The sequence below is a fragment of the Croceicoccus sp. Ery15 genome (assembly GCF_020985305.1).
In the GTDB taxonomy this organism is placed as follows: domain Bacteria; phylum Pseudomonadota; class Alphaproteobacteria; order Sphingomonadales; family Sphingomonadaceae; genus Croceicoccus.
The window spans coordinates 2,486,969-2,511,782 of the sequence record NZ_CP087588.1; the positions used below are offsets into that span (position 1 = coordinate 2,486,969).

The following is a 24,814-nucleotide window of genomic DNA, read 5'->3' on the forward strand; positions in this document are numbered from 1 at the left end:
GGAGCACCCGGCAAATTCGAGAGGATCAACTGATGGACATACAAACAAACCCCGCCGCTTCGATGACGGCTCCGTTTGCGGAGCGCTACGACAACTTCATCGGCGGCAAATGGGTGGCGCCCAAGGACGGGCGCTGTTTCGACAATATCTCCCCGATCACCGGCAAGGTGGTCGGTCAGGTCGCGCGCAGCCAGGGGGCGGACATCGAGGCCGCGCTCGACGCGGCGCATGCCGCGAGGGATGCGTGGGGCCGCACCAGCGTTGGCGAGCGCGCGCTGATCCTCAACCGCATCGCCGACCGGATGGAGGAAAATCTCGAAAAGATCGCGATCGCGGAAACCTGGGACAACGGCAAACCGCTCCGCGAAACGATGGCCGCCGACATTCCGCTTGCGATCGACCATTTCCGCTATTTCGCGGGCTGTATTCGCGCGCAGGAAGGCGGCATTTCGGAAATCGACCACGATACGGTCGCCTACCATTTTCACGAGCCGCTGGGCGTGGTCGGTCAGATCATTCCGTGGAACTTCCCGATCCTGATGGCGGTGTGGAAGCTCGCCCCCGCGCTGGCGGCTGGCAACTGCGTGGTGCTCAAACCTGCCGAGCAGACCCCGGCCTCGATCATGGTGCTGATGGAGCTGATCGGCGACCTGCTGCCCGCCGGCGTGGTCAACGTGGTCAACGGCTTCGGCGTGGAAGCGGGCAAGCCGCTCGCCAGCAGCAGCCGGATCGCCAAGATCGCCTTTACCGGCGAGACGAGCACCGGCCGCCTGATCATGCAATATGCGACCGAAAACCTGATCCCGGTCACGCTGGAACTGGGCGGCAAGAGCCCGAACATCTTCTTCGAGGATGTGTGCCGCGAGGACGACGACTATCTCGACAAAGCAATCGAGGGCTTCGTGATGTTCGCGCTCAATCAGGGGGAGATCTGCACCTGTCCCAGCCGCGCGCTCGTGCATGAGAGCATCTACGACCGCTTTATGGAACGTGCGATGCAGCGCGTCGAAGCGATCAAGGCGGGCAATCCGCTCGACATGGAGACGATGATCGGCGCGCAGGCGAGCAGCGAACAGCGCGACAAGATCCTCTCCTACATCGACATCGGCAAGCAGGAAGGTGCTGAGCTGCTGACCGGCGGCGAGGCGACGCGGTTCGAGGGCGAGATCGCGGACGGCTACTACGTCAAGCCGACCGTGTTCAGGGGCAACAACCGGATGCGCATCTTCCAGGAGGAGATCTTCGGTCCGGTCCTCTCGGTCACGACCTTCAAGGATCAGGACGAGGCGCTGAGCATCGCCAATGATACGCTCTATGGCCTCGGCGCAGGCGTATGGAGCCGCGATGCCAACACCTGCTACCGCTTCGGCCGGGCGATCCAGGCCGGGCGCGTGTGGACCAACTGCTACCACGCCTATCCCGCCCATGCGGCGTTCGGCGGCTACAAGCAGTCGGGCATCGGACGCGAAAACCACCGCATGATGCTGGATCACTATCAGCAGACCAAGAACATGCTGGTCAGCTACAGCGCGAAGAAGCTCGGCTTCTTCTGAGGCGACAGGCCGGTGCGGTGAAAGTCCGCCGCACCGCCCCCGAACACAACAGAAATACAGGAGAATTGCTATGAGCAAGAGCATGAAAGCCGCCGTCGTCCGCGCCTTCGGCGAACCGCTGCGGATCGAGGAAGTGCCGGTTCCGGAAGTGCAGCCGGGTATGATCCAGGTGGCCATCCAGGCCTCGGGCGTGTGCCACACCGATCTGCATGCCGCCGAAGGCGACTGGCCGGTCAAGCCCGAACCGCCCTTCATTCCCGGCCATGAAGGCGTCGGCTTCGTTTCCGCCGTGGGCAAAGGTGTAACCCATGTGAAGGAAGGCGACCGGGTCGGCGTGCCGTGGCTCTACACCGCCTGCGGCCATTGCGTGCACTGTCTCGGCGGGTGGGAAACGCTGTGCGAAAGCCAGCTCAACACCGGCTATTCGGTCAATGGCGGGTTCGCCGACTATGTTCTGGCCGACCCCAACTATGTCGGCCACCTGCCCGACAATGTGGGCTTCAACGAGATCGCGCCGGTGCTGTGCGCGGGCGTGACGGTCTACAAGGGCCTGAAAATGACCGAGACCAAGCCGGGCGATGCGGTGGCGATCTCCGGCATCGGCGGGCTTGGCCACATGGCAGTGCAATATGCGGTCGCGATGGGGCTGAACGTGGTTGCGGTCGACGTCGACGACGCCAAGCTCGAACTGGCGCGCAAGCTCGGCGCGGTGGAGACCGTGAACGCGCGGACCGACAATGACCCTGCCGCGACGGTCAAGCGCCTGACCGGCGGCGTGCGCGGCGCGCTGGTGACCGCGGTGAGCGAGAAGGCCTTCGAACAGGCGGTCGGCATGGTCGGGCGCGGTGGTACGCTTGCGCTCAACGGCCTGCCGCCGGGCGATTTCCCGCTCAACATCTTCGGCATGGTGCTGAACGGCATCACCGTGCGCGGCTCGATCGTGGGCACGCGGCTGGACCTGCAGGAATCGCTCGATTTCGCAGGCGACGGCAAGGTGAAGGCGACGATCTCCACCGCCGGTCTGGACGACATCAATGCGGTGTTCGACCGCATGCGGCAGGGCCAGATCGAAGGGCGCGTCGTCCTGGACATGACCCAATGACGCAAAGTGCCGCGCCGGATGGCCGAGTGGTCCGTCGCGTGATCGCCACCGACGCGGCCACAGCCCTGCTGGGCCAGATCATCGAACGTCATGGCCCCGTGCTTATCCACCAGTCGGGCGGGTGCTGTGACGGCTCCAGCCCGATGGTCTATCCGCGCGGCGAGTTCCGCCTCGGCGGGTCGGACGTGCTGCTGGGCACGATCGGCACCACACCGGTCTATATCGGCGCGGCGCAGTTCGCGGTGTGGAAACACACGCAGCTGATCCTCGACGTGGTGGAAGGGCGAGGCGGCATGTTCAGCCTCGATAATGGAACGGGCCGGCGCTTCCTCGTGCGAAGCCGGACCTATGGGGAGAGAGAAATCGCCATGTTGCACAAGGCCGACAGGTTTCGCGCCATGCAGGCATCGATCGACAGCGATGCGGACGCCTTCTGGCTGGACGAAGCGCACCGGCTCGACTGGAGCGTCTTCCCGACGAAGGCGGACGAGAGCAGCTTCGACAAGGGCGATTTCGGCATTCGCTGGTTCGCCGATGGCGAGCTGAACGTCTCGGTCAATTGCCTCGACCGCCACCTCGAGACGCGCGGCGACCAGCCCGCGATCGTGTTCGAAGGCGACGAGCCGGACGAAGGGCGAACGCTCACCTATCGTGAGCTGCACTGGCAAGTCTGCCGCTTCGCCAACGTCCTGAAAGCCAACGGGATCGGTAAGGGCGACCGGGTGATCCTTTACATGCCGATGGTGCCCGAAGCGGCGATTGCAATGCTCGCCTGCGCCCGGATCGGGGCGGTCCATTCGGTCGTCTTCGGCGGCTTCTCGCCCGACAGCCTGGCCGACCGGATCGCCGATTGCGACGCTACGCTGGTCGTCACCGCCGATGAAGGCACGCGCGGCGGCAAGCGCATTCCCCTCAAGGCCAATGTCGACAGCGCGCTGGAGCGCGCGAGCGGGGTCGACACGGTCATCGTCATGCAGCGGACGGGTGGCCAAGTATCGATGCGCAAGGGGCGCGACATCTTGTGGGAGGAGGCCTGCGCGGATGCCCCCGCCGATTGCCCGCCCGAAGCGATGAACGCGGAAGATCCGCTGTTCATCCTCTATACCTCCGGATCGACCGGCAAGCCCAAGGGCGTGCTGCACACCACCGGCGGGTATCTGCTTTGGTCGACGCTGACCTTCGATCTGCTGTTCGGCCCCGAGGAGGGGAAGGATGTCGCCGACGATCTGTTCTGGTGCACCGCCGATGTCGGCTGGATCACCGGGCACACCTATGTCGTCTACGGCCCGCTCTCCAACGGCGCGCGCACGGTCATGTTCGACGGGGTGCCCAACTATCCCGATCCGGGGCGCCTCTGGGAGACCAGCCAGCGCCTCGGCGTCACGATCTTCTACACCGCGCCGACCGCGATCCGCGCGCTGATGCGGCAGGGCGACCGGTGGGTGACGCGCCACGACCTGTCCGCGATCCGCCTGCTGGGCACGGTGGGCGAGCCGATCAACCATGAGGCCTGGGAATGGTATCATGACATGGTCGGGCGCGGCGAATGCCCGATCGTCGACACCTGGTGGCAGACCGAAACGGGCGGCGCACTGATTGCTCCCGTCCCCGGCGCTACCGAGACTAAGCCCGGCAGCGCGACCCTGCCACTCCCCGGCGTCGACCCCGAACTGGTCGATGGCGAAGGGCATCTTCTCACCGGCGCAACGGAGGGCAATCTGGTTCTCACCCGCAGCTGGCCGGGCATGATGCGCACCATCTTCGGCGACCACGACCGGTTCTTCCAAACCTATTTCAGCACCTTCCCCGGCACCTATTTCACCGGCGACGGCGCGCGGCGCGACGAGGATGGCTATTACTGGATCACCGGCCGGGTCGACGACGTTATCAACGTGTCTGGGCACCGCATGGGCACTGCCGAAGTCGAAAATGCGCTGGACGAGCATGTGCTGGTGGCCGAGGCCGCCGTCGTAGGCATGCCACATGATATCAAGGGCCAAGGCATCCATGCGTTCGTGACGCTGAAAGCCGGCGAAGAAGGCAGCGATGCCTTGCGGCAGGAACTGCGTGACCTGGTGCGCAGCGAGATCGGACCATTCGCCACGCCCGACGTCATCCAATTCGCGCCCGACCTGCCCAAGACCCGGTCGGGCAAGATCATGCGCCGGGTTCTGCGCAAAATCGCCGAGGGGCAGCCTGACGAAATTGGTGACATCTCGACGCTGGCGGAGCCTGCGGTGGTCGAGGATCTGGTGGCCAAGCGCATGAGGCCGTGAACCTCGATTATTTGCTGTGGCCGCTAAGCCCGCTTTCTAGCTAAAACCAGACTGACCGCTGTCGGCCCCTTCGAGCCAGTCAGCTTTGCGCCCCAAGGCGGTCATTCAGGATCCCGCTAGAACTGCCTGTAAGCGGCCATTTCAAATCAGTCGTCGGCCACGCGCTGATCGATAATATTCACGCTGATTCGAAGAGGCCGGTTCGGACCTATCGCCCATCAAGCGGATATAGACCTTCAAGCTTGGCAAAATTAGCCACCCCAGGTGCGGGCTGGCGCGGATGGCGCGTGGGTCTAACGGCCAATCCGCCGAGATCTCCTGCCGCATCAACAACCTTCGCAAGCCTGTCATCATCTATCCGGTAATAGACGAGCTTGGCATCCTTCCGGGTCTTAACGAGGCCCGCATTGCGAAGGACCGCTAGCTGCTGCGAAAGCGTCGGCTGGCCGATCTCGGCTGCGTCGTCGATCTCTCCGACATTGCGTTCCGTGCCGGAAAGCGCCTTCATGATCCGCAAACGCACGGGGTGCGCGAGAGCCTTCAAGGCATCGACCAAATCTTCGTCGGTCATCTCTTCGACCCTCGCTTGGTTTCCTTCATGAACCAGTCGGTCTGGCCTTTTGCGGAAAATACGGTGTCGAGCGAAGCATCGGGCTGAGCCAGCAATGCCTCGCCCGGCTTCCAGTTGGCAGGTGCCAATACGGGGCCATTGTCTACTGCCTGAAGCGCGTCGAGAGTCCGTAGCATTTCAGGCGTCGAGCGACCGACATTGGCAGGATAGCAGGTCATCGCACGGATCACCCCCTCGGGGTCGATGAAGAATGTCGTCCGCACTGTCGCGCTGTCGTTATCGTTCGGCGCGACCATCCCATAAGCGCGGCCGATTACGAGCGTGGGGTCCTCCACAATCGGAAAACGCACCTCGATATCGTAGCGATCGCGGATCAGTCGCAGCCAGGCGAAATGCGAGAACAGGCTATCGACAGAGAGCGCCATCAGCGCGCAATCGCGCTGCTCAAACTCGCCTGCTGACTCAGCCAGGGCCACGAACTCGGTCGTGCAAACGGGCGTGAAATCGGCCGGGTGCGAGAACAGGATCAACCACCGCCCCCGGTGATCCGAAAGGCGGACATCTCCTGTCGTGCTTCGCGCAGAAAAGTCCGGAGCTACATCTCCGATACGTAGTCCTGCGCAGGGTGCCTCTCGTTCGGCATCAGCTTTGATCATCTGTGTCATCCGACCTTCATACCACTTGACAGATCAATAGCAACACATATAAACGATTTATGTAAATGAATGGAGATCAAGCTATGGCTGACGATCAGAACCTCAAGAATGCCGCTTCTCAGATCGAACGTGCCCAGGCCGACAAATGCCTGCGCCCCTCGATTGCGGGATTTTTCGACGAAGCGACGAATACCGTCTCCTATGTCGTCCACGACCCCAAGACGGATGAAGCGGCGATCATCGACTCGGTGTTGGACTTCGAGGCGGCTTCCGGCCGGACCTCGAATGGCTCAGCAGACCGCATCATTGAGTATGTCACCTCGAATAACCTGAAAGTGATATGGCTTATTGAGACCCACGCCCACGCCGATCACATATCTGCCGCCCCTTATCTTCAGGAGCGGCTTGGCGGGAAGTTGGCTATCGGCCGCGATATCATCCGCGTGCAGGAAGTCTTCGGGAAACTCTTCAATGCGGGCACCGACTTCGAACGCGACGGATCGCAGTTCGACAAGCTGTTCGAGGATGGTGAGACCTTCAAGGTCGGCGAGCTCGAAGGTATCGCCCTCCATGTGCCCGGTCACACTCCCGCCGACATGGCTTTCATCATCGGCGACGCGGCCTTCGTCGGCGACACGATCTTCATGCCCGATTTCGGCACCGCACGCGCAGATTTCCCCGGCGGCGACGCAGGACAACTGTTCCGCTCGATACGCCGGCTGCTGTCGCTCCCGGACGAGACCCGGCTCTTCCTATGTCACGACTACAAGGCGCCGGGCCGCGACGAATATGCCTGGGAGACCACCGTCAAACAGCAGCGCGAGGAAAACGTGCATGTGAAGGATGGCGTGACCGAAGAGGACTTCGTCGCGATGCGAACCGACCGCGACAGGACGCTCTCGATGCCCAAGCTGATAATGCCTTCGGTGCAGGTGAACATCCGTGGGGGGCGACTGCCGGACCCGGAAGAGAATGGCGTCAGCTACATCAAGATTCCGGTCAACGCCGTATGACGTTGCCTGGTTTTCCTGAAGCCGCACCCCTCGCCGGACTGGCTGGCGGAGTGCTTATCGGCCTTGCCGCAGCGGTCATGCTGCTCGGCCTTGGCAGGATCGCTGGTGTTTCCGGCCTTGCTGCGAAGGCAGTCGGGCTCGGCGGCAGCGGCATTGCAAGGGGCGGCGCATGGATGTTCGTCATCGGCCTGCCTCTGGGTGCGCTGATCGTAATGCTGGCATCGGGTGGAATTGATGCCACCTTCGCAAACCCGGTTACGCTTGCGATTGCTGGACTGGTGGTGGGCATCGGGACACGTCTCGGCAGCGGCTGCACCAGCGGGCATGGGGTTTGCGGCGTGAGCCGCCTTTCCGGCCGCTCGATCGTCGCCACGCTCACGTTCATGGCTACCGGCATTGCCACGGTCGCGATCATGAATGCGCTCGGGCTGGAGGTGCTGTGATGCGGACCGCCTTTATCTCTTTGGTCACCGGAACTCTGTTCGGGGCGGGCCTTGCCCTCGGTGGCATGACCGATCCGGCGCGCGTGCGCGGTTTCCTTGACGTGTTTGGCGACTGGGATCCGACGCTTGCATTTGTCATGGGCGGTGCCGTCATTGTGATGGCGGTTGCTTGGCGACTGGTCCCGCGGATGGCCGAGCCCTTCGCTGCGAAAGAATTCCACCTCCCGACCAAATCCGATCTCACGCCACGCCTGGTGGGCGGCGCGGCTCTGTTCGGTATCGGCTGGGGAATCGCCGGACTCTGTCCGGGACCGGGCATCGCTGCGCTTGTAATCGAACCTGCATCTGCCGCGATATTCGTCGTCGCAATGCTCGCTGGCATGGCTGTTGTCCGACTTATGGAAGGAGCATCGTCATGAAGCTTACACAGGTAAGCGACACTTTCGCCGTCTCCCAACAGCTTGAACCCGGCGATCTGGCTGAACTGGCCGATGGTGGGTTTGGCACAGTAATTTGCAACAGGCCGGATGGCGAAGAGCCGAACCAGCCCACCGTCGCATCAATGCGAGAAGCAGCCGAAGCGGTTGGGTTGGCCTTCCATCATATCCCGGTCTCGGGTGGCGAATTTCCGCAGGTTGCGATCAAGGCCTTCGCCACGGTCCGCGAAGAAGCGGATGGCAAGGTGCTTGCCTTTTGCCGGACCGGGACGCGCTCCATTACGCTCGATGCACTCGCCAACGTAGAGAATGAAACCGCCGACGCGCGCATCGAACGCGCCGAGCGAGCAGGCTACGATTTGTCCGGTTTGCGCGACCGGCTTGGCGAATAACGAAAAGATACTGGAGAGTTTGTCATGGCCCGAAGCCTAAATCATGAAGTCGTCATCATCGGCGGAGGTTCGGCAGGAATTGCAACCGCATCTTCCATGCTGAAGCGGCGCCCATCGCTCGATATCGCGATCGTCGAGCCGAGCGAGGATCACTATTATCAGCCTGGCTGGACGATGGTCGGCGGAGGCGTCTTCGAAGCGCCAGCCACTAGGCGCACCACGGCGAGCGTGATGCCGAAACAGGCGACCTGGTTGAAACAGTCCGCCGCGTCTTTCCAGCCCGAAAACAATCAGGTCACGCTCAGCGACGGCGCGACAATTACCTACCGCCTTCTGATCGTCGCTCCGGGCATCCGGCTTGCCTGGGAAAAGATTGACGGTCTGGAGGAAACGCTCGGCAAGAACGGTGTTACCTCCAACTACCGCTACGATCTGGCGCCCTACACATGGGACCTCGTGCGCAACCTGAAATCGGGCCGCGCGATCTTCAGCCAGCCGCCGATGCCCATCAAGTGCGCAGGTGCGCCGCAGAAAGCGATGTATCTTTCATGCGATGCCTGGATGGAACGCGGTGTGCTCGACGATATTGACGTTGAATTCCGCAATGCCGGTGGCGTCCTGTTCGGGGTGAAGGAATACGTCCCGGCGCTAATGGAATATGTCGAGAAATACGGAATCGACCTCAAACTCAACCAGACGCTCGTCGCGGTTGACGGCCCCAGCAAAAAGGCCGTCTTCAAGACCGAAGCCGGTGAGGAGACTGTCGAATTCGACATGCTTCACGCAGTGCCGCCGCAGGTTGCACCGCAATTCGTTGCCGACAGCCCGCTCGCCAACGCCGAAAGCGGCTTTGTCGATATCGACAAGTTCACGCTCCAGCACGTTCGTTATCCGAACGTTTTCGGCATCGGCGATGCCGGTTCCACACCCAATGCCAAGACGATGGCCGCTGCGCGTAAGCAGGCCCCGATCGTTGCAGTCAATGCGCTCGCCCAGCTCGATGCAAAGCAGCCTTGGGCCGACTACGACGGCTACGGCTCATGCCCGCTGACCGTCGAACGCGGAAAGATTGTGTTGGCCGAGTTCGGATATGACGGAAAGCTTCTCCCGAGCTTCCCGAAATGGGTTATCGACGGCACGCGACCGCGACGGCTCAGCTGGCTACTGAAATCGGAAGCTCTGCCCTGGGTCTACTGGAACGGCATGCTCAAGGGCCATGAGTGGCTGGCCAAACCGCAAATGAAGAAAGCTGCCTGATCGTGAGCGAGAGCAATCCAGAAGCGTCTGGCTTGCCGCGCAGGCACAAGCTCGGGCTGGTGGCGCAATACCTGCCAATCCTCGAATGGGGCCGGACCTATAACGGTTCGGTCCTTACGAACGATCTCGTCGCGGCGATCATCGTAACGATCATGCTGATCCCGCAGAGCCTCGCCTATGCGCTGCTGGCGGGGCTGCCGCCGGTGGTGGGCCTCTACGCATCGATACTGCCGCTGGTTGCCTATGCGATCTTCGGCACCAGCCGCACCCTCGCGGTGGGGCCCGTGGCAGTGGTGTCGCTGATGACGGCAAGCGCAGCCGGAGCGGTCGCGGCTCAAGGCACCGCGCTTTATCTCGAAGCCGCAATCACGCTCGCCGCCTTGTCCGGCGTGATGCTGGCCCTGCTCGGCTTCCTGCGCATGGGCTTCCTCGCTAACTTGCTCTCGCATCCGGTCATCAGTGGGTTCATCACCGCCAGTGGCATCCTGATCGCGACGAGCCAATTGAAGCACATCCTCGGCGTCACGGCGGGTGGCGACAATTGGCCCGAAATGCTCGGCGGGCTCGCTTCTACGATCAACACGATCAATCCGTGGACCCTCGCAGTCGGTATTCCCGCAACGCTGTTCCTGTTCTGGGTGCGCAAGGGTTTGAAGCCAAATTTGGTCAAACTGGGCTTGACACCGCGTGCTGCCGACATTGCTGCCAAGGCGGGGCCGGTCGTCGCGGTGATCGCGACGATCTTGGCGGCAGTTGGCCTCGACCTCGAAGACCGCGGCGTAAACCTCGTAGGCGCAATCCCGCAAGGCCTACCTCCATTCGCCCTCCCATCCACCGATCTTGGCTTGATTGGGCAGTTGTGGGTTCCGGCACTGCTCATCTCCATCATCGGCTTTGTAGAAAGCGTATCGGTCGCGCAGACTCTTGCTGCGAAGCGCAGGCAGAGGATCGCGCCGAACCAGGAATTGATTGGCCTCGGCGCATCGAACATCGCCAGCGCCTTTTCCGGTGGCTACCCCGTCACGGGCGGCTTCGCTCGCTCGGTCGTAAATTTCGATGCCGGGGCCGAAACGCCAGCGGCCGGGGCCTACACAGCAGTCGGCATCGCACTTGCCGGCCTGTTCCTCACCCCGCTTCTATACAGCCTGCCCATCGCCACCTTGGCCGCCACGATTATCGTCGCAGTTCTCAGCCTCGTTGATCTTAAGACACCCGGACAACTTTGGAATTACTCCAAGGCGGATTTTGCCGCGCACATGGCGACGATAGCCATCACGCTTCTCGCGGGAGTCGAACTGGGCGTGATCGCCGGCGTGGGCGTCGGCTTGCTGCTTTACCTGTGGCGGGCCAGCCGCCCGCATGCAGCCATCGTCGGGCGCGTCCCCGAGACAGAGCATTTTCGCAATGTCGATCGGCACAAGGTCTTCACCGTGCCGCATGTCCTGTCGATCCGGATCGATGAGAGCCTGACCTACCTCAACGCGCGCTGGCTGGAGGAATACGTGTTGGAGGAAATTGCCGACCGACCCGACGTGCGCCATCTCATCCTGATGTGCAGCGCGGTCAACGAGATCGACGCCTCCGGCCTCGAAAGCCTCGAAGCGATCAATCACCGGATGATCGATGCGGGCATCGGCCTTCACCTGTCCGAAGTAAAGGGCCCGGTCATGGACCGTCTGAAGCGAACGCATTTCGTCGAGGAACTCAATGGACAGGTCTTTCTATCGCAGAACCGCGCCTTCCGGGAGCTCTCTGCTAATGGTGGTCCGCCTGTCGAGCCGATAGCAGACGCCGCGAGAGGGATGATCTGATGCCAGCGATTCCTAACAAGGAGGCGCGCTGCCGGGAGATCGAAGCTCTGATCGCAGCAGGGAAAGGTGTTTGCGAGAGTTGCCGCGAAATCGGGATCTCTGAAAAGACCTTTTACCGCTGGCGCACGGCACGCGCCGAAAAGCAAGACGGATAAAAAATGTTCGAACAGCTAGACGCCCTTCTGCTTGCTCGCATCCAGTTCGCCTTCACGGTAAGCTTTCACTTCATCTTTCCAGCATTTTCCATCGGACTTGCGAGCTACCTTGCAGTGCTCGAAGGGTTGTGGCTGAAGACCGGCAAGTCGATTTATCTCGACCTGTTCAAATACTGGCTGAAGATCTTCGCGATCGCCTTCGCGATGGGCGTCGTTTCCGGCATCGTGATGTCCTACCAGTTCGGCACCAACTGGTCGAAATTCTCTGACATAGCTGGTCCAGTGATCGGCCCGCTCATGGCTTACGAGGTGCTGACCGCGTTCTTCCTCGAAGCGGGCTTCCTCGGCGTCATGCTCTTTGGCATGAACAAAGTCGGCAAGAAGTTGCACTTCGCGGCGACGCTCATGGTAGCCATCGGCACCTTCATCAGCGCCTTCTGGATCCTGTCGGTCAACAGTTGGATGCAGACACCGGTTGGATATGAGATCGGCGCGAACGGGCAATACCTGCCAGGTGAAAGTTGGTGGGACATCGTGTTCAACCCGAGCTTTCCCTATCGCCTCGTCCACACGGTCATCGCCGCCTATCTAACAACCGCCTTTGTTGTCGGCGGGGTGGGTGCCTGGCATCTGCTGAAGGACCGGACCAACCTACACGCGCGCAAGATGTTCTCGATGGCGATGTGGATGGCGGCCATCGTTGCGCCGATCCAGATCTTTGCTGGCGACATGCACGGGCTCAATACGCTCGAGCACCAGCCTCAAAAGGTGATGGCGATGGAAGGTCATTATGAGAGCCATCCCAATGGAGCGCCACTGATTCTGTTCGGCATCCCGAACAGCGAGGAGAAGCGAGTCGATTACGCGATTGAGATACCCAAGGCGTCATCGCTCATTCTCAAGCATGACCTGAATGCTCCCCTTGCCGGGCTGGACACGATTCCTGATGACGAGGAACCGCCGGTCGGCATCGTGTTCTGGTCATTCCGCATCATGGTCGGGATCGGTTTTGCCATGCTTGGTATTGGCGCTTGGAGCTTGTTCGCTCGCTTCCGTAAGAAACTCTACGACTGGCCGCTATTGCACAAGGCCGCACTGGTCATGGCGCCAAGCGGATTCATTGCTGTCCTCGCAGGATGGATTACGACCGAGGTCGGCAGGCAGCCCTACGTGATCTATAATCTGCTGCGAACGGCTGATGCGGCAAGCCCGCTGGATGCTCCTGCAGTCGCAGCCTCGCTTCTCGCCTTCGTGATCGTCTACTTCGTCGTCTTCGGCGCAGGCGTCTGGTATATCCTGCACCTCATGCACAAGCCACCGCATGCAGGCGAATACGGCGTCAAGCGCGGGGACACCGGGCCGATCCGGACCGCTGGTATCACGCCAGGCCCGTCCCAGAACCCGGGTGATCCCGATACACTTCCGCGGGATCACGAGGAGGCGACCGATGGACGTTAACGTGGACCTGACGACGATCTGGGCGTTCATCATCGCCTTCGCCGTCTTCGCCTACGTGGTAATGGACGGGTTCGACCTTGGCATCGGCATCCTTTTTCCGACGTTCGATGTCGGGCCGGAGCGCGATCGGGCAATGAACTCGATCGCGCCTGTGTGGGATGGCAACGAAACTTGGCTTGTCTTGGGCGGCGGCGGCCTTTTTGCCGCCTTCCCGCTGGCCTACGCCGTCATCCTTCCGGCCACTTATCCGCTGATCATCGCCATGCTGCTTGGGTTGGTGTTCCGGGGCGTGGCGTTCGAATATCGCTGGCGCGATCCAGGGCACCGGCGATACTGGGATGCGGCTTTTACCGGCGGTTCGCTGGTGGCAGCGATGGCGCAGGGCATGACTCTGGGCGCACTGTTACAAGGCATCGAAGTCGTCGACCGATCCTATGCGGGAAGCTGGTTCGACTGGTTCACTCCCTACACATTGCTGACCGGTCTAGGCACGGTGGCCGTTTACGCATTGCTCGGCGCGACATGGCTCGTTTGGAAACTGGAAGGTGACAGCCAGCACCATGCGCGTTCACTCGCCAAAAAAGCAGCTTGGTCAACTCTCGTCCTGATGGGCGGTGTTAGCCTCTATAACGTGTTTTTGAATGCAGAATATGCCGAACGCTGGCTAACTGCACCGGAAATCTACTTCGCAGCGCCGGTTCCCATTCTCACCGCTGTGATCGCCATTGCGCTGCTGAGAGCTCTCTCTGTGGACAGGCACAGCAAGCCGTTCTGGCTCAGCATCGCGCTCTTCTTCTTTGGCATGGCTGGCCTAGGGGTCACAATGTGGCCTTACGTCGTGCCGCCGGGTCTTACGATCTGGGACGCCGCCGCACCCGAACGCAGCCAGATATTCATGTTGGTGGGCGTGGCAATCACTATGCCGCTCATCATTGCCTACACTGCATGGGCCTACTGGGTTTTCCGCGGCAAAGTGGCAGACGAAGGATATCACTGATGGGTGATTCCCAAGATATTCCGCTTTGGCAGCGGCTCGGTTGGATGGCCGCGATCTGGTTAGCCAGTGTAACTGTGCTGGGCCTGGTCGCTTACATAATCAGGTTCTGGCTGAAAGTTTGACCAAAGCTCGTTCAAGGAACTTCATGCTTACATAGGAGCGTAAACTGTTATGGCTCACGCTCGGATAATCAACGTCAATTCAGGACATTTCCCCTATTATTGATTTATAATTTAATGCAATCGATAATTTGAATTGGTTGATCTAGCTGCAACGCTCTATTTAGGACACACCAACCCCAAGGAAGGAAATCTGCATGAGCCTGCACATTGGTGATACCGCCCCGGACTTTACCGTCGACACCCAGAATGGTGAGATCAGCCTGCACGATTGGGCTGGCGACAGCTGGGTATTCTTCTTCAGTCACCCGGCCGACTTCACGCCCGTCTGCACCACAGAGATGGGCCGCACCGCCCAGCTCGCCAGCGAGTTCGACAAGCGCAACGTAAAGCCTCTCGGCCTCTCTACCGACACGGCCGAAGAACACGCCAAGTGGATCGAGGACGTGAACGACACCCAAAACACGAACCTCGTGTTCCCGATCGTCGCCGATGCCGATCTGAAGATCGCCAAGCTCTATGACATGATCCATCCGGATCAGAGCGAAACGGCGGCTGTGCGGTCGGTATTCATCATCGATCCGGACAAGAAGATTCGGCTCACCATGACCTATCCCATGAGCGTAGGACGGAACTTCGACGAGATCCTGCGCGCGATCGATGCGCTCCAGTTCAGCGACAAGCATGGCGTGGCCACTCCCGCCGATTGGCGCGAAGGCAAGGATGCGATCATTCCACCATCGGTTTCCGACGAGGATGCAAAAGCCCGCTTCCCGCAGGGCTTCACCACGCTGCGCCCCTATCTGCGCACGGTAAAAATCGATTGAGCGTGACGCGCCATCGAATCTTTTGAAAGCGGGATCGGTTCGCGCCGGTCCCGCTTTTTCCTTATGAAGGAGGCACCATGCTGCTCGAGAAAATTAAGACATCCGGACTGTCCCACCTATCCTACCTGATTGGTTCGGGCGGGAAGGCGGCCATCATCGATCCGCGCCGCGACTGCGAATGCTATGTCGAAATGGCGCGCGCCGAGGGGCTGGAGATCACTCATATCTTCGAAACCCATCGCAACGAGGATCTGGTTTCGGGGGCGCCCATCCTGAGAGATTTGACCGGCGCGCGCGTCCTGCACGGTCCCAATTCTGTGGGCACGGTCGAATATGCCGAGACGGCTCACCAAGGTGATGAGTTTGAGATCGGACAGCTGAAAATTCGGGTGCTGGAGACACCGGGGCACACGGACGATCATCTTGCTTTCGTTCTTCACGACACTGCCTATCCCGATGGGCCAGTTGGAGTGTTCACGGGAGACGCGCTGTTCGTTGGCGATGTCGGACGGACGGACTTCTATCCCGAACGCAAACGCGAGGTCGCAGGTCTTCTCTACGATTCCCTCCACAAGATTCTCGATCTTGGCGACCAGGTCATTCTATATCCTGCGCATGGAGCGGGTTCCGTCTGCGGGTCGGGAATGGCGGAACGCGAGTTCTCGACACTCGGCCATGAACGCGCGAACAATCCGCGCCTTCAATTCGAAAGCCGGGATGCGTTCATCGACTTTAAGGTGGAAGAGAACCACTACCAGCCGCCGTATTTCCGATTGATGGAAAGGCTGAACCTAGAAGGCGGGGAGCCAGCGCCTCGCGTAATGCGGCCCAGGCGCCTGTCCTTGTCGGAGCTTGGCAACATCGACGCAGATCACCTCGTCGATGTGCGCGAACCACTTGCCTTCGCGTCTGGCCATCTGCCCGGAGCGATGAACCTGCCGGTGGGCATGATCTCGGCATTCGCGGGATGGTTCATACGTGAGGGCGAGAGCGTCGTGCTCGTCGCTTCGGATGAGGACCAGCTGGCAGCTGCCATGACGCATCTCGTGCGGATCGCGCTCGACAATATCCAGGGCGGCTATGTCGGCGTCGTTCCCGCAGCTGCCAAAGGCAAGTCAATGCGAACCATCCCCATGGTCGGGACCGACGAAGTCGAACGACGACTGGAAAGCGACGAAGGTGGCTGGTCGCTACTTGATGTGAGGGATGCGGACGAACGCGCAGAAGGCGCTATCGAAGGCTCCCAGCATATCTACGTGGGCGAACTCAACGAGCAATATCGCGACCTTGATCCGGGACAGCACTACACGTTGATGTGCGCCAGCGGAATGCGTGCCACGGTCGCTGCCGGCTGGCTTGCGAGCCGCGGCTTCGAAAAGCTGGACGTCTATCTTGGCTCCATGGGTGCGTGGAAAGCGGCACATGGCTGAACCGGATCAGGCAGCCTTCTGGGATGAGCGCTATGCGACGGACGAATATCTGTTCGGGACTGCACCGAACGCATTCCTCGCGCGCGAGGTGCATCGCCTGGCTCCCGGGTCGAAGGTCCTGGCGATCGCCGATGGCGAAGGGCGAAACAGCGTGTTCCTGGCCCAGCATGGACATCGCGTCGTCGCGACCGACGTTTCGGAAAGGGCGCTCGATAAAGCGCGAGCTCTCGCTGAGCGGCGTGGCGTCGAAGTCGAATATCGGCGGGTAGATCTCGCCGGATGGGAATGGCCCGAAAGCGCTTTCGATGCCGTAGTCGGCATCTTCATCCAGTTTGCCGGCCCGGAATTACGAGAGCAAATGTTCGAAGGCATACACCGCTCGCTGAAACCAGGCGGCTTGCTGCTGCTGGAAGGCTACCGCGAAGAACAGCTGGTCTACGGGACAGGCGGGCCGCCTAATATCGAGAATCTTTACACGGAGGACGGTCTACGCCGCGCCTTTTCGGCGTGGGAAATCGAATTGCTGGAGGCCTACGACGCCGAGATCGACGAAGGGCGTGGCCATTCGGGCAAGTCGGCGCTGATCGACCTGATCGCTCGCAAGCGCAACGCGTGACCGGCTTATGCTCACGAGTGAATAGAGGATGTGAAATGGACAATATTGGCCCGAGTCATTGGCAACGTGTCTATGCCGAGAAGGCGTCCTCGGAAGTCAGCTGGTTCCAGTCCGTTCCAACCCTCTCGCTCGAAGCGTTAGAACGGTTCGGCGCAGCGCCTGGGTCATCTGTGATCGATATTGGAGGCGGCACCTCCACTCTGGTGGATGCCCTTGTCGACAGCGGCTGGGAAGACATCACCGTGCTCGACATTGCTCCCTCGGCGTTGGATCAGACACGGGCCCGGCTCGGCAGTGTGGCAGATCGGATCGATTGGGTAGTTGCCGACATGACGGATTGGGTTCCTGCCCGCGTTTATGACGTTTGGCACGATCGCGCGGTGTTCCATTTTCTTGTCCAACCGGACCAGCGGGCAGCTTATCGGCAGGCCTTGCTTCGGGGCCTGGCTCCAAATGGCCTCGTCCTGATCGCGACATTTGCACCAGACGGGCCGGAAAAGTGCAGCGGCTTGCCGATCATTCGTTACGACTCCGAAAAGCTTGCAGCCGAAATGCCGGCGTCGTTCGAACTGCTGGAAACCTGGCGCGAAACCCATATCACGCCCTGGGGCACTTCGCAGGCATTCTGCTGGTGCGCCTTTCGCGGTCCGGCGCAATAGTGTCTAGACGGGTGATCGCGTGCCGAAAGCATGATCCCGGCACGCGGTCCGATCAAAGATCGACCGCATAGCGCGATCGGGAATATCCCCTCGGCCATGCTGGCAAACTCAGCCGGTGAAACCAGCCCACTGGACCTGAGCAAGGCGGAAAGCTCCAGACCCGAGTGGTCAATGGTTGGGTAGCAGTGCAACTGCTTGAATGCCGAGGGCATAAGCTCTGCTTAAGATCATGCGCCTTTTGAGGCTTTATGAAGGATCGAACCGAGTAAGATTATCGCGCCGCCAACGTCGGACCGATGGTGGCGCTGGTGCGCACGGCGCTCGCCAAACCACTTAGCTATGTAGTGCTCGCGATCGTCATCGCGGCTGCGGGGCTGCTGTCGGTCGCACGCACGCCCGTCGATATTTTTCCCCGTATCGGCGTGCCGATGAGCATCTACGACGAAGCGCCCATGCCGTGGACACTACGCCTGACCTGGGACGGCATCGCCATTCACAGAGGATCGGAAATGGAGAATGGCAATGTCAGCCACGGCTGTGTGGTGGCGCCAGATCCGTTCATGGGACAGGCTTTTTGCTATTACCGCCAAGGGCGACAAGGTCATCATCACCGATGGTATATTTATAGGCCTTGGCGATTCGACTAGGCAGTGACTGGTCTTTCTAGCCTAAACGAGGGCTCCACATTAACACGGAAGCCGCCTTCAGTCTGCTCGAAAGAAAGTATCATGCGCGGCTTGAGCGCCGCGGCCGCGATGGCCAGTCCCAGCCCGCTGCCCGGCAGATTGGTTGCCGAACCACGCGAAAAGGGCTCCAGCATCGCCGCAGCGTCTTCAGGCGATATGCCGCCACCCTCATCTGTGACCGCGAAGCCCTCTCGCTCGGCGTCGATCGTAACCATACCGGGCTTCGGTCCATGCAATGCTGCATTTTCAACAAGATTACGCAATGCGATGATCAGGGCTTCTTGCGGTATGGGCACTTGCTGCGCTCGTGCCGCATCGGTGATGACCAGCCTTACGTCGCGCCGCTCCAATAGGTGTGCCAGTTCCTCCTGCACGATTTCGGCGGCGGGGCCGACGACGGCGGTTTCGCCGAGGGACGAGCTCTTCGCATCATGTCTCGACCATTCGAGAAGCTGACGGACAAGTCGCGCAGTTCGGTCGACAGATTGCCGGATGCGTTCGAGTGCGCGCTCACGGGTTTCGTCCTCTCTCGCGCGCAGCGCAATGTCTGCATGGGTCCGCAGACCCGCCAGCGGCGTCAGCATCTCGTGCGCCGCACTCGCCATAAACCGCTTCTCGCCGCTCCGCAGCTGCTCGATTCGCGAGAACAGCTGGTCAATTTCCTGCGTCAGTGCCGCCAATTCGCGCGGCACTGGATTAACTTCGAGCGGACTCTGGTCGTCGGGTTCGCGAGCCGCGATCGCCTCAGCGATCCGCCGCACCGGGCCAAGTCCACGTCCAACGCCGATCCAAAGAAGGAAAGCCAGCGCAATAAGGCCGACCATCGCGGGAACTAACAGACCTTGCACTAAGCCGGTGATGAGTTGCCGCCGCACGGCCAACGTATCGCCGACCATGATCGTAACTCCCGTATCGGGCGCGACATGAGTGTAGACACGCCAGGCGACGCCTTCGACCACCGGCTCGCTGAATCCGCGCTTGCCCGCCGATAGGGCTTGCGTCGGCGCTCCTTCGGAAATGCCGAGTAGATTGCCGGACACAGACCAGATCTGGCATGATAGCTGCCGCTCGTAGGATGGCAGCGGGATTGGTGCGGGACGCACGGTATTGGTCGACGAGGCGCCGTCCGCATAACCAAGCGAAGCGACCATCACTGCCGCCTCACGAAGTCTTGCATCGAGCACTCGCTCGACATTGTCTCGCGCGCTCAGGGCGGTCCAAGCCGCCGCCAGTGACCACACCAGAGCAGTCGCTGCAACGATCAGCAGGAAAAGGCGGAGGCGTAGCGACGTCATCCGCCTTGCTCCGAACTGATCCGATAACCGAGCCCTCGCACCGTTTCGATCACGTCAGGGCCGAGTTTTGCTCGCAGTTTGTGGATATGCACTTCGACTGCGTTCGAGCCGACCTCTTCATTCCAACCGTAGATCGCCTCTTCGATCTGCGCGCGCGAGACGATATGGTCAGGATACCGAGTGAGCGCTTCCAACACTGAGTATTCACGCCGGGAGAGATATACTGTTTCGCCCTTGGCGCAGACACGGCGTGTAGCCGGATCGATCTCCAGCGTCCCGAGGCGTATCGTCGGATCCGCACGTCCACGGTCACGGCGTGTCAAAGCCCGCAGCCTCGCGGCGAGTTCGCCAAGATCGAACGGCTTGCCGAGATAATCGTCTGCGCCGAGGTCCAAGCCCTCTATCCGGTCTTCGGTCATATTACGCGCGGTCAACAACAGAACCGGTGTCGAGCGGCTCGCGAGGCGCCATTCGCGCAGCAATTCAAGGCCGGAGCCATCGGGCAAGCCGATATCGAGCACGATGACGTCATGCGCGAAGCTCGCCACCGCTTCGCGCGCATCGGCACAATTCGCTACCGCATCGACCGTATGGCCTTCCAGTGCGAGCCCTTCGAAGAGCCCGTCACGCAGCACATCGTCGTCCTCAATGACCAGAATACGCATATCGCAACCTTCTCGGCCTTTGAGCTTAGCGCAGGCTTAAGGTGCCCGTAAGCTTGGTTTTCTAGCGACCTCGGGATTCTTGGAGGCCCTTTTCGAATGCTTCGTCACTACCTGTTAGGACTCACAGCCACTATTCTGATGTATTCCACGGCACATGCGCAGGAGCGTGCCGTAGCTGTGCCATCCTTTGGCAATATTGCGCCGATCGATGGCTCCGCGGAGCAGCCCGATCCTGATCTGCGTTACAGGGTCGTCTTCAGCATCACGGAAGCAGCCCCCCCGGGCGAGGTCAATCGCTCGCTCGAAAAGGTAGCGCGCTATCTGAACCTGCTTGCATCAGGTGGCGTCCTTCCAGAGGCGGCCAACATCGTTGCGGTGGTTCACGGACCTGCGACGCCAATCGTTGCGAATATCTCCAATAACCCCAATCTCTCGCTGATTGCCGCGCTACAAGACGCCGGCGTAACGATAGCGATTTGCAGTCAGGCAATGCACCGTGCGCAGTTGAACGCCGACGATCTCGCGCCAAACGTGCGGATAGATGCCTCGGCGCTCACGACGCTTACGAATTTGCAACTGCGCGGTTGGGCAGTCGTTTACGACTAGCCCGCTCCACTTTGGACGTAAGCGCCATTTAAGATTGGTCCGCGATTTGCCCTGCTCATGGACGGCGTAGTCAATCTCGGCCCTTTGGCTCTGGCCACCGATCGCCTGCTCGCGGTTGCCCTGCTGATCGGGTTTATGTTCGCGATGGATCGCATTCTTCCGCGCGAAGGTGCGAGCGCGGTTCCGGCCACTGGGCTTGCGATCGTTGGAGGGCTTATTGCAGCGCGGATTGCCTACGTAGCCCAGCATGGCGATGCGTTCGCGCATGACTGGTGGTCGTCCCTAGCCTTCTGGCAGGGCGGCTTCTCCGCTTGGGCAGGACTGATCGTGGCGGCAGCAATACTCGCTTGGCGGATGAGACCGGTCGCGGCGATGGGCAAGGGACTGGCGACGGTCGCAGTGTTCGGCGCAGTGTGGTTCGCAGCCTCAGCGTTGCTGCGCCCCGATCCGCGACCATTGCCGGACTTGCCGCAACTGGAGCGCCTTGGCGGATCGCCCGTGACACCGGAAGATCTGACAGGACAACCTTTCGTCGTGAACCTTTGGGCGACCTGGTGCCCGCCTTGCCGCCGCGAGCTGCCAATGCTGGCTGATATGGCCGCAACCTCGGACATCCCGATCCTCCTCGTCAATCAGGGCGAGGAGCCACGCGCCATTCAAGATTATCTGCTCGCGAACCGGGTTTCCCCCGCCGCGGTCGTGCTCGACCGGTCCTCTGCGATGATGCGTGCATTGGAGAATACCGCGCTGCCGGCAACACTCTTTGTCGATGAGTCCGGCCAAGTGGTCGCGACGCATGTCGGCGAGATTTCGCGTGCGGCGATGACCGCTCAGATGGATGAACTACGAGGAGAATGATAATGGCTCGATGGCCCCTGATAACTGCGATTTCGGCGCTGATGCTGGGCGGTGCCGCGATCGTCTATGCCCAGACTACCGCCGGCGATGGATCGTCCTCCGGCGCGCCCCACGGACAGCAAGAGCGCGATCTTGCCGCCAGCGAGGAAGCAATGGCTGCGCGCGCTGCCATCGCCGACGATCCAATCGCGCCCAAACTCGAACCGGCGGATTACGATGTGACGGTGGTGTTCTACACCGATTACCAATGTCCCTTCTGTCGAAAGGTGCATCCGGAGCTAAACCGATTGGCTGAAGAAGATGGACGCGTGCGCGTCGTCTATCGGGATTTGCCGCTATTCGGTGCAGCGTCGGAGGAGTCGGCACGTGCGGCAATCGCATCGCAATGGCAGGGCAAGCATGCTGAGTTCAACGATGCATTGATGCAGACACAGGGCAAGCTTGACTCCGACAAGATTCGCGCCGCCGCCGATCGCGCCGGCGTCGACTGGACGCAGCTACAGCGCGATCTGGAAGCACGCCGATCCGAAATAGATGAACTGATCGGACGCACGAAAATGCAGGCGGCACAGATGGGTCTGCAGGGCACGCCAGCACTCCTGATTGGGCCATATATGGTTCCAGGCGCGATCAACTTCGAGGGTCTAACCGAGGCTGTAGCGCTGGCTCGGGAGTTCAATGCCGAGACCAAGGGTGGCTAACCGATGACTATCGCGCCCCGTCTCCTCGCTTTCCTCGCCTCGCTTTTGATCGGGCTCGCAGCGTTCCTACCGCTTTCCGTAGCGGCGCAAAATGCACGCCATGTCGAAGCCTCGATGGCGTTCGAGACGCTCAAGCCAGCGGCGGGTGATGAGGTTACGGTCGCAATCCGAATGGTGCCCGAGACAGGCTGGCACGGCTACTGGTCTAATCCGGGTGAGGCCGGCCTACCGGTGGAAGCACGTTGGCAAGCGCCTACCGGGGTCACCTTTACTCCGCTGCGCCATCCGGCACCGCATCTGCTCGACGTTCAGGGGATCGCCAGTTACGTCCACGAAGGGCCGTTTACACTGCTTGCGACAATGCGCATGCCTGAAGGCCTGGCTCGTGGCGCGAAGCTGCCGGTGCGCGTTGCGCTGAATTGGCTTGTGTGTTCCGATACGCTGTGCGTGCCCGAAAGCGCGAACTTGGCCGCCGATCTGACCGTAGGCAATGGAGCGCCCGATACTGCCGGAGCCAAAATAGTGGCGGCGGCCGAACGCGCGATGCCAAGACCGCTGCGAGGCACGCGTTACTGGCGCGACGGGTCGGACTGGGTTTTCTCACTTCCGGTCGCGCAAGAGCCGTCCGCGCATCTCTTCCCGATCGATGACGGCTGGTTCGATGCGGCGTCAGCCCAGCGATCGAGCACCGAAGACGGCCGCGGACTTATTCGCATAAAAGCCAAAGGTGACGCGCCGAGCGGCAGTTTCCGCGGCGTTCTTGCGAACAGTAGTGGCTCCCGTTCTTTCACCGCTGATCGTGCAACTCCGCCATCCGATGCCGCGGCAGCGTTTGCGCCCGCTTCTGCGATGACTTCACAGATCGGCGTTGAAGCGAGCACCGACACGGCAGTCGCTACCGGGATATCCTTTGAGAGCGCACAGATAGACACCCAGCAAGTCTCCGTCGAGCCACCCAAGCCATCTGCGGGCGTATCTGGCGACGTTATCCGGATCGCGCTGTTGGGCGCGCTGGCCGGCGGATTGCTACTGAATCTGATGCCATGCGTGTTCCCTATCCTCAGCCTTAAGGCGCTATCGCTCGCTAAGAGTGGGGCAAGCAGGCGCGCCGCGCGGATCGAGGGGCTGGGTTACGCTGGTGGCGCGATCTTCACCGCGCTGCTCCTCGGCGGCCTGCTCATTGGCCTTCGCGCAATCGGGATGGAGATTGGCTGGTCGTTCCAGCTCCAGTCTCCTGGCGTGATCCTCGTGTTGCTCGTGCTCACTGGCACCATCGCGCTCAACCTCGCAGGGCTGTTCGAATTGCCCTTGCCGGCCTTCGCTGCGCGCGGTGGGCACAGTGGGGGATGGATTGGCGGCTTCTCGACCGGTGCGCTGGCCGCGGTCATCGCCATGCCATGCAGCGGACCATTCATGGCCGGGGCGCTCGGTGCGGCGCTGGTGCTGCCCGCGCCGATCGCGCTGGGCGTGTTTGCGATGCTGGGCCTCGGCATGGCGCTACCCTTCCTCGCCATCGCGTTCATCCCCGCGATTCAGCGACGCCTGCCCAAACCGGGCCAATGGATGGACACGCTGCGCAAGGTTCTGTCGATTCCGATGTTTGCGACTGCGCTAGCACTCGCTTGGTTGCTCGGTCGGCAGACCGGGGTGGACGGAATGGCGCTGGGCCTAGTCGTTGCGGCGTTGTTCGCCGTATCTCTGTGGTGGTTCGGCCTGCGCCAGCGCAGCGGGGTCGTCGGATGGCCGACACTCGTCCCGGCCGCGCTCGCGCTGGTCGCCTTGATTGCGGTCGGAATCCCGGAGGCTCCGTCCGCAACCGCGACGGATGACATCAAGCGCCATGCGGGGCACGAGCCGTTCAGCGAGGCGCGTTTGGCTCAGCTGCGCGCAGCAGGCACGCCGGTGTTCGTTGACTTCACCGCCGACTGGTGCCTGATCTGCAAGGTCAATGAGAGCGTTGCGATCCACACCGATGCGACGCGCGAGGCGTTTGCAGAGGCTGGCATTGTGACACTGACTGGCGATTGGACCCGTCAAGATCCGGCTATCACGCGTTTCCTCGCCCAGCATGACCGGAATTCAATTCCATTCTACATATTTTACGCGCCAGGCGCAGAGCCGGAAATTCTCCCGCAAGTGCTCTCCGCGACTATACTCGCCGAGAAGGCAAGAGCTTTACCGACGCCTTTAGCGCGGACCGATCAATGAAGATGTGTCATCTCTCAGTGCCT

General features: G+C 61.1%; 26 protein-coding genes. 22 read left to right on the forward strand and 4 right to left on the reverse strand.

Annotation, left to right across the window (positions count from 1 at the left end; translation table 11 throughout):
- Positions 1 to 32 precede the first annotated feature (32 nt).
- The 3 genes from adh to acs all read left to right on the forward strand — a co-directional run bounded on the left by adh (position 33) and on the right by acs (position 4,931).
- Positions 33 to 1,553, forward strand: coding sequence for an aldehyde dehydrogenase (adh, locus tag LOZ77_RS12140; protein WP_050601788.1), 1,521 nt, complete (start codon positions 33 to 35; stop codon positions 1,551 to 1,553).
- A 70-nt stretch (positions 1,554 to 1,623) separates the two neighbouring features.
- Complete coding sequence (adhP, locus tag LOZ77_RS12145; protein WP_050601789.1) at positions 1,624 to 2,655, forward strand: alcohol dehydrogenase AdhP; 1,032 nt, start codon at positions 1,624 to 1,626, stop codon at positions 2,653 to 2,655.
- Positions 2,652 to 4,931: an acetate--CoA ligase gene (gene acs, locus LOZ77_RS12150; RefSeq protein ID WP_050601790.1), complete on the forward strand. Its 2,280-nt coding sequence runs from the start codon at positions 2,652 to 2,654 to the stop codon at positions 4,929 to 4,931. The genes adhP and acs overlap by 4 nt, the downstream gene beginning before the upstream one ends.
- Before the next feature lie 208 nt (positions 4,932 to 5,139).
- Here the strand turns inward: acs and LOZ77_RS12155 are convergent, their stop codons facing one another.
- Both LOZ77_RS12155 and LOZ77_RS12160 read right to left on the reverse strand, forming a co-directional pair.
- Entirely contained in the window at positions 5,140 to 5,502 is a 363-nt protein-coding gene (locus tag LOZ77_RS12155) for a helix-turn-helix transcriptional regulator (RefSeq protein ID WP_103024425.1), read from the reverse strand.
- Positions 5,499 to 6,158, reverse strand: a complete 660-nt coding sequence (locus tag LOZ77_RS12160) for a peroxiredoxin (protein WP_103024584.1) — start codon at positions 6,156 to 6,158, stop codon at positions 5,499 to 5,501. Before LOZ77_RS12160 ends, LOZ77_RS12155 begins: the two co-directional genes overlap by 4 nt.
- Positions 6,159 to 6,241: 83 nt before the next feature.
- On the opposite strand from LOZ77_RS12160, the gene LOZ77_RS12165 reads away from it, so the two are divergent.
- From LOZ77_RS12165 to LOZ77_RS12230, 15 genes are all read left to right on the forward strand, one after another.
- Positions 6,242 to 7,171 (forward strand): MBL fold metallo-hydrolase, encoded by a 930-nt coding sequence (locus LOZ77_RS12165; protein WP_103024426.1) that lies wholly within the window; start codon positions 6,242 to 6,244, stop codon positions 7,169 to 7,171.
- A complete protein-coding gene (locus LOZ77_RS12170) occupies positions 7,168 to 7,614 on the forward strand; it encodes a YeeE/YedE family protein (RefSeq protein ID WP_103024427.1) in 447 nt (148 codons plus the stop codon). Before LOZ77_RS12165 ends, LOZ77_RS12170 begins: the two co-directional genes overlap by 4 nt.
- Positions 7,614 to 8,033 carry a DUF6691 family protein gene (locus tag LOZ77_RS12175; protein WP_103024428.1) on the forward strand — a complete coding sequence of 140 codons (420 nt, stop codon included), beginning with the start codon at positions 7,614 to 7,616 and terminating at the stop codon, positions 8,031 to 8,033. The genes LOZ77_RS12170 and LOZ77_RS12175 overlap by 1 nt, the downstream gene beginning before the upstream one ends.
- The gene (locus LOZ77_RS12180) at positions 8,030 to 8,443 is read left to right on the forward strand and encodes a TIGR01244 family sulfur transferase (protein ID WP_103024429.1); all 414 of its coding nucleotides are present in this window, start codon (positions 8,030 to 8,032) and stop codon (positions 8,441 to 8,443) included. Before LOZ77_RS12175 ends, LOZ77_RS12180 begins: the two co-directional genes overlap by 4 nt.
- 24 nt (positions 8,444 to 8,467) lie before the next feature.
- Complete coding sequence (locus tag LOZ77_RS12185) at positions 8,468 to 9,700, forward strand: FAD/NAD(P)-binding oxidoreductase (protein ID WP_230279332.1); 1,233 nt, start codon at positions 8,468 to 8,470, stop codon at positions 9,698 to 9,700.
- A 2-nt stretch (positions 9,701 to 9,702) separates the two neighbouring features.
- A complete protein-coding gene (locus LOZ77_RS12190) occupies positions 9,703 to 11,511 on the forward strand; it encodes a SulP family inorganic anion transporter (RefSeq protein ID WP_230279333.1) in 1,809 nt (602 codons plus the stop codon).
- Entirely contained in the window at positions 11,511 to 11,666 is a 156-nt protein-coding gene (locus LOZ77_RS17965) for a transposase (protein WP_146029854.1), read from the forward strand. The genes LOZ77_RS12190 and LOZ77_RS17965 overlap by 1 nt, the downstream gene beginning before the upstream one ends.
- 3 nt (positions 11,667 to 11,669) lie before the next feature.
- Entirely contained in the window at positions 11,670 to 13,124 is a 1,455-nt protein-coding gene (locus LOZ77_RS12195; protein WP_103024431.1) for a cytochrome ubiquinol oxidase subunit I, read from the forward strand.
- Positions 13,114 to 14,121: a cytochrome d ubiquinol oxidase subunit II gene (gene cydB, locus LOZ77_RS12200; RefSeq protein WP_185884403.1), complete on the forward strand. Its 1,008-nt coding sequence runs from the start codon at positions 13,114 to 13,116 to the stop codon at positions 14,119 to 14,121. The genes LOZ77_RS12195 and cydB overlap by 11 nt, the downstream gene beginning before the upstream one ends.
- Complete coding sequence (locus LOZ77_RS12205) at positions 14,121 to 14,243, forward strand: DUF2474 domain-containing protein (protein ID WP_103024433.1); 123 nt, start codon at positions 14,121 to 14,123, stop codon at positions 14,241 to 14,243. The genes cydB and LOZ77_RS12205 overlap by 1 nt, the downstream gene beginning before the upstream one ends.
- Before the next feature lie 194 nt (positions 14,244 to 14,437).
- On the forward strand, positions 14,438 to 15,067 hold the full coding sequence (locus LOZ77_RS12210; RefSeq protein ID WP_119083556.1) for a peroxiredoxin: 630 nt from the start codon (positions 14,438 to 14,440) through the stop codon (positions 15,065 to 15,067).
- 77 nt (positions 15,068 to 15,144) lie between these two features.
- Entirely contained in the window at positions 15,145 to 16,497 is a 1,353-nt protein-coding gene (locus LOZ77_RS12215) for a rhodanese-like domain-containing protein (protein ID WP_230279334.1), read from the forward strand.
- Positions 16,490 to 17,113: a cyclopropane-fatty-acyl-phospholipid synthase family protein gene (locus tag LOZ77_RS12220; protein WP_103024436.1), complete on the forward strand. Its 624-nt coding sequence runs from the start codon at positions 16,490 to 16,492 to the stop codon at positions 17,111 to 17,113. The genes LOZ77_RS12215 and LOZ77_RS12220 overlap by 8 nt, the downstream gene beginning before the upstream one ends.
- Before the next feature lie 35 nt (positions 17,114 to 17,148).
- Positions 17,149 to 17,772 carry a trans-aconitate 2-methyltransferase gene (locus tag LOZ77_RS12225; protein ID WP_185884402.1) on the forward strand — a complete coding sequence of 208 codons (624 nt, stop codon included), beginning with the start codon at positions 17,149 to 17,151 and terminating at the stop codon, positions 17,770 to 17,772.
- 296 nt (positions 17,773 to 18,068) lie between these two features.
- The gene (locus LOZ77_RS12230; protein WP_185884400.1) at positions 18,069 to 18,419 is read left to right on the forward strand and encodes a hypothetical protein; all 351 of its coding nucleotides are present in this window, start codon (positions 18,069 to 18,071) and stop codon (positions 18,417 to 18,419) included.
- Here the strand turns inward: LOZ77_RS12230 and LOZ77_RS12235 are convergent.
- The gene (locus LOZ77_RS12235; RefSeq protein ID WP_103024439.1) at positions 18,416 to 19,753 is read right to left on the reverse strand and encodes a histidine kinase dimerization/phospho-acceptor domain-containing protein; all 1,338 of its coding nucleotides are present in this window, start codon (positions 19,751 to 19,753) and stop codon (positions 18,416 to 18,418) included. The genes LOZ77_RS12230 and LOZ77_RS12235 overlap by 4 nt on opposite strands.
- Entirely contained in the window at positions 19,750 to 20,418 is a 669-nt protein-coding gene (locus tag LOZ77_RS12240; RefSeq protein ID WP_103024440.1) for a response regulator transcription factor, read from the reverse strand. The genes LOZ77_RS12235 and LOZ77_RS12240 overlap by 4 nt, the downstream gene beginning before the upstream one ends.
- A 96-nt stretch (positions 20,419 to 20,514) precedes the next feature.
- Between LOZ77_RS12240 and LOZ77_RS12245 the strand changes: the two genes are divergently transcribed.
- The 4 genes from LOZ77_RS12245 to LOZ77_RS12260 are packed head-to-tail and all read left to right on the forward strand — an operon-like array spanning position 20,515 to position 24,791.
- On the forward strand, positions 20,515 to 21,024 hold the full coding sequence (locus tag LOZ77_RS12245; protein ID WP_103024441.1) for a DsrE family protein: 510 nt from the start codon (positions 20,515 to 20,517) through the stop codon (positions 21,022 to 21,024).
- Positions 21,025 to 21,081: 57 nt separating this feature from the next.
- Complete coding sequence (locus LOZ77_RS12250; protein ID WP_103024442.1) at positions 21,082 to 21,882, forward strand: TlpA disulfide reductase family protein; 801 nt, start codon at positions 21,082 to 21,084, stop codon at positions 21,880 to 21,882.
- A gap of 41 nt (positions 21,883 to 21,923) precedes the next feature.
- Positions 21,924 to 22,583 (forward strand): DsbA family protein, encoded by a 660-nt coding sequence (locus tag LOZ77_RS12255; protein ID WP_230279335.1) that lies wholly within the window; start codon positions 21,924 to 21,926, stop codon positions 22,581 to 22,583.
- Between the two features lie 3 nt (positions 22,584 to 22,586).
- Complete coding sequence (locus tag LOZ77_RS12260) at positions 22,587 to 24,791, forward strand: protein-disulfide reductase DsbD (protein WP_230279336.1); 2,205 nt, start codon at positions 22,587 to 22,589, stop codon at positions 24,789 to 24,791.
- Positions 24,792 to 24,814 lie beyond the last annotated feature (23 nt).

Coding starts and splice junctions, on each gene's coding strand:
- adh (WP_050601788.1), top strand. CDS start 33: ATGGACATACAAACAAACCCCGCCGCTTCGATGACGGCTCCGTTTGCG.
- adhP (WP_050601789.1), top strand. CDS start 1,624: ATGAGCAAGAGCATGAAAGCCGCCGTCGTCCGCGCCTTCGGCGAACCG.
- acs (WP_050601790.1), top strand. CDS start 2,652: ATGACGCAAAGTGCCGCGCCGGATGGCCGAGTGGTCCGTCGCGTGATC.
- LOZ77_RS12155 (WP_103024425.1), bottom strand. CDS start 5,502: ATGACCGACGAAGATTTGGTCGATGCCTTGAAGGCTCTCGCGCACCCC.
- LOZ77_RS12160 (WP_103024584.1), bottom strand. CDS start 6,158: ATGATCAAAGCTGATGCCGAACGAGAGGCACCCTGCGCAGGACTACGT.
- LOZ77_RS12165 (WP_103024426.1), top strand. CDS start 6,242: ATGGCTGACGATCAGAACCTCAAGAATGCCGCTTCTCAGATCGAACGT.
- LOZ77_RS12170 (WP_103024427.1), top strand. CDS start 7,168: ATGACGTTGCCTGGTTTTCCTGAAGCCGCACCCCTCGCCGGACTGGCT.
- LOZ77_RS12175 (WP_103024428.1), top strand. CDS start 7,614: ATGCGGACCGCCTTTATCTCTTTGGTCACCGGAACTCTGTTCGGGGCG.
- LOZ77_RS12180 (WP_103024429.1), top strand. CDS start 8,030: ATGAAGCTTACACAGGTAAGCGACACTTTCGCCGTCTCCCAACAGCTT.
- LOZ77_RS12185 (WP_230279332.1), top strand. CDS start 8,468: ATGGCCCGAAGCCTAAATCATGAAGTCGTCATCATCGGCGGAGGTTCG.
- LOZ77_RS17965 (WP_146029854.1), top strand. CDS start 11,511: ATGCCAGCGATTCCTAACAAGGAGGCGCGCTGCCGGGAGATCGAAGCT.
- LOZ77_RS12195 (WP_103024431.1), top strand. CDS start 11,670: ATGTTCGAACAGCTAGACGCCCTTCTGCTTGCTCGCATCCAGTTCGCC.
- cydB (WP_185884403.1), top strand. CDS start 13,114: ATGGACGTTAACGTGGACCTGACGACGATCTGGGCGTTCATCATCGCC.
- LOZ77_RS12205 (WP_103024433.1), top strand. CDS start 14,121: ATGGGTGATTCCCAAGATATTCCGCTTTGGCAGCGGCTCGGTTGGATG.
- LOZ77_RS12210 (WP_119083556.1), top strand. CDS start 14,438: ATGAGCCTGCACATTGGTGATACCGCCCCGGACTTTACCGTCGACACC.
- LOZ77_RS12215 (WP_230279334.1), top strand. CDS start 15,145: ATGCTGCTCGAGAAAATTAAGACATCCGGACTGTCCCACCTATCCTAC.
- LOZ77_RS12220 (WP_103024436.1), top strand. CDS start 16,490: ATGGCTGAACCGGATCAGGCAGCCTTCTGGGATGAGCGCTATGCGACG.
- LOZ77_RS12225 (WP_185884402.1), top strand. CDS start 17,149: ATGGACAATATTGGCCCGAGTCATTGGCAACGTGTCTATGCCGAGAAG.
- LOZ77_RS12230 (WP_185884400.1), top strand. CDS start 18,069: ATGGTGGCGCTGGTGCGCACGGCGCTCGCCAAACCACTTAGCTATGTA.
- LOZ77_RS12235 (WP_103024439.1), bottom strand. CDS start 19,753: ATGACGTCGCTACGCCTCCGCCTTTTCCTGCTGATCGTTGCAGCGACT.
- LOZ77_RS12240 (WP_103024440.1), bottom strand. CDS start 20,418: ATGCGTATTCTGGTCATTGAGGACGACGATGTGCTGCGTGACGGGCTC.
- LOZ77_RS12245 (WP_103024441.1), top strand. CDS start 20,515: ATGCTTCGTCACTACCTGTTAGGACTCACAGCCACTATTCTGATGTAT.
- LOZ77_RS12250 (WP_103024442.1), top strand. CDS start 21,082: ATGGACGGCGTAGTCAATCTCGGCCCTTTGGCTCTGGCCACCGATCGC.
- LOZ77_RS12255 (WP_230279335.1), top strand. CDS start 21,924: ATGCTGGGCGGTGCCGCGATCGTCTATGCCCAGACTACCGCCGGCGAT.
- LOZ77_RS12260 (WP_230279336.1), top strand. CDS start 22,587: ATGACTATCGCGCCCCGTCTCCTCGCTTTCCTCGCCTCGCTTTTGATC.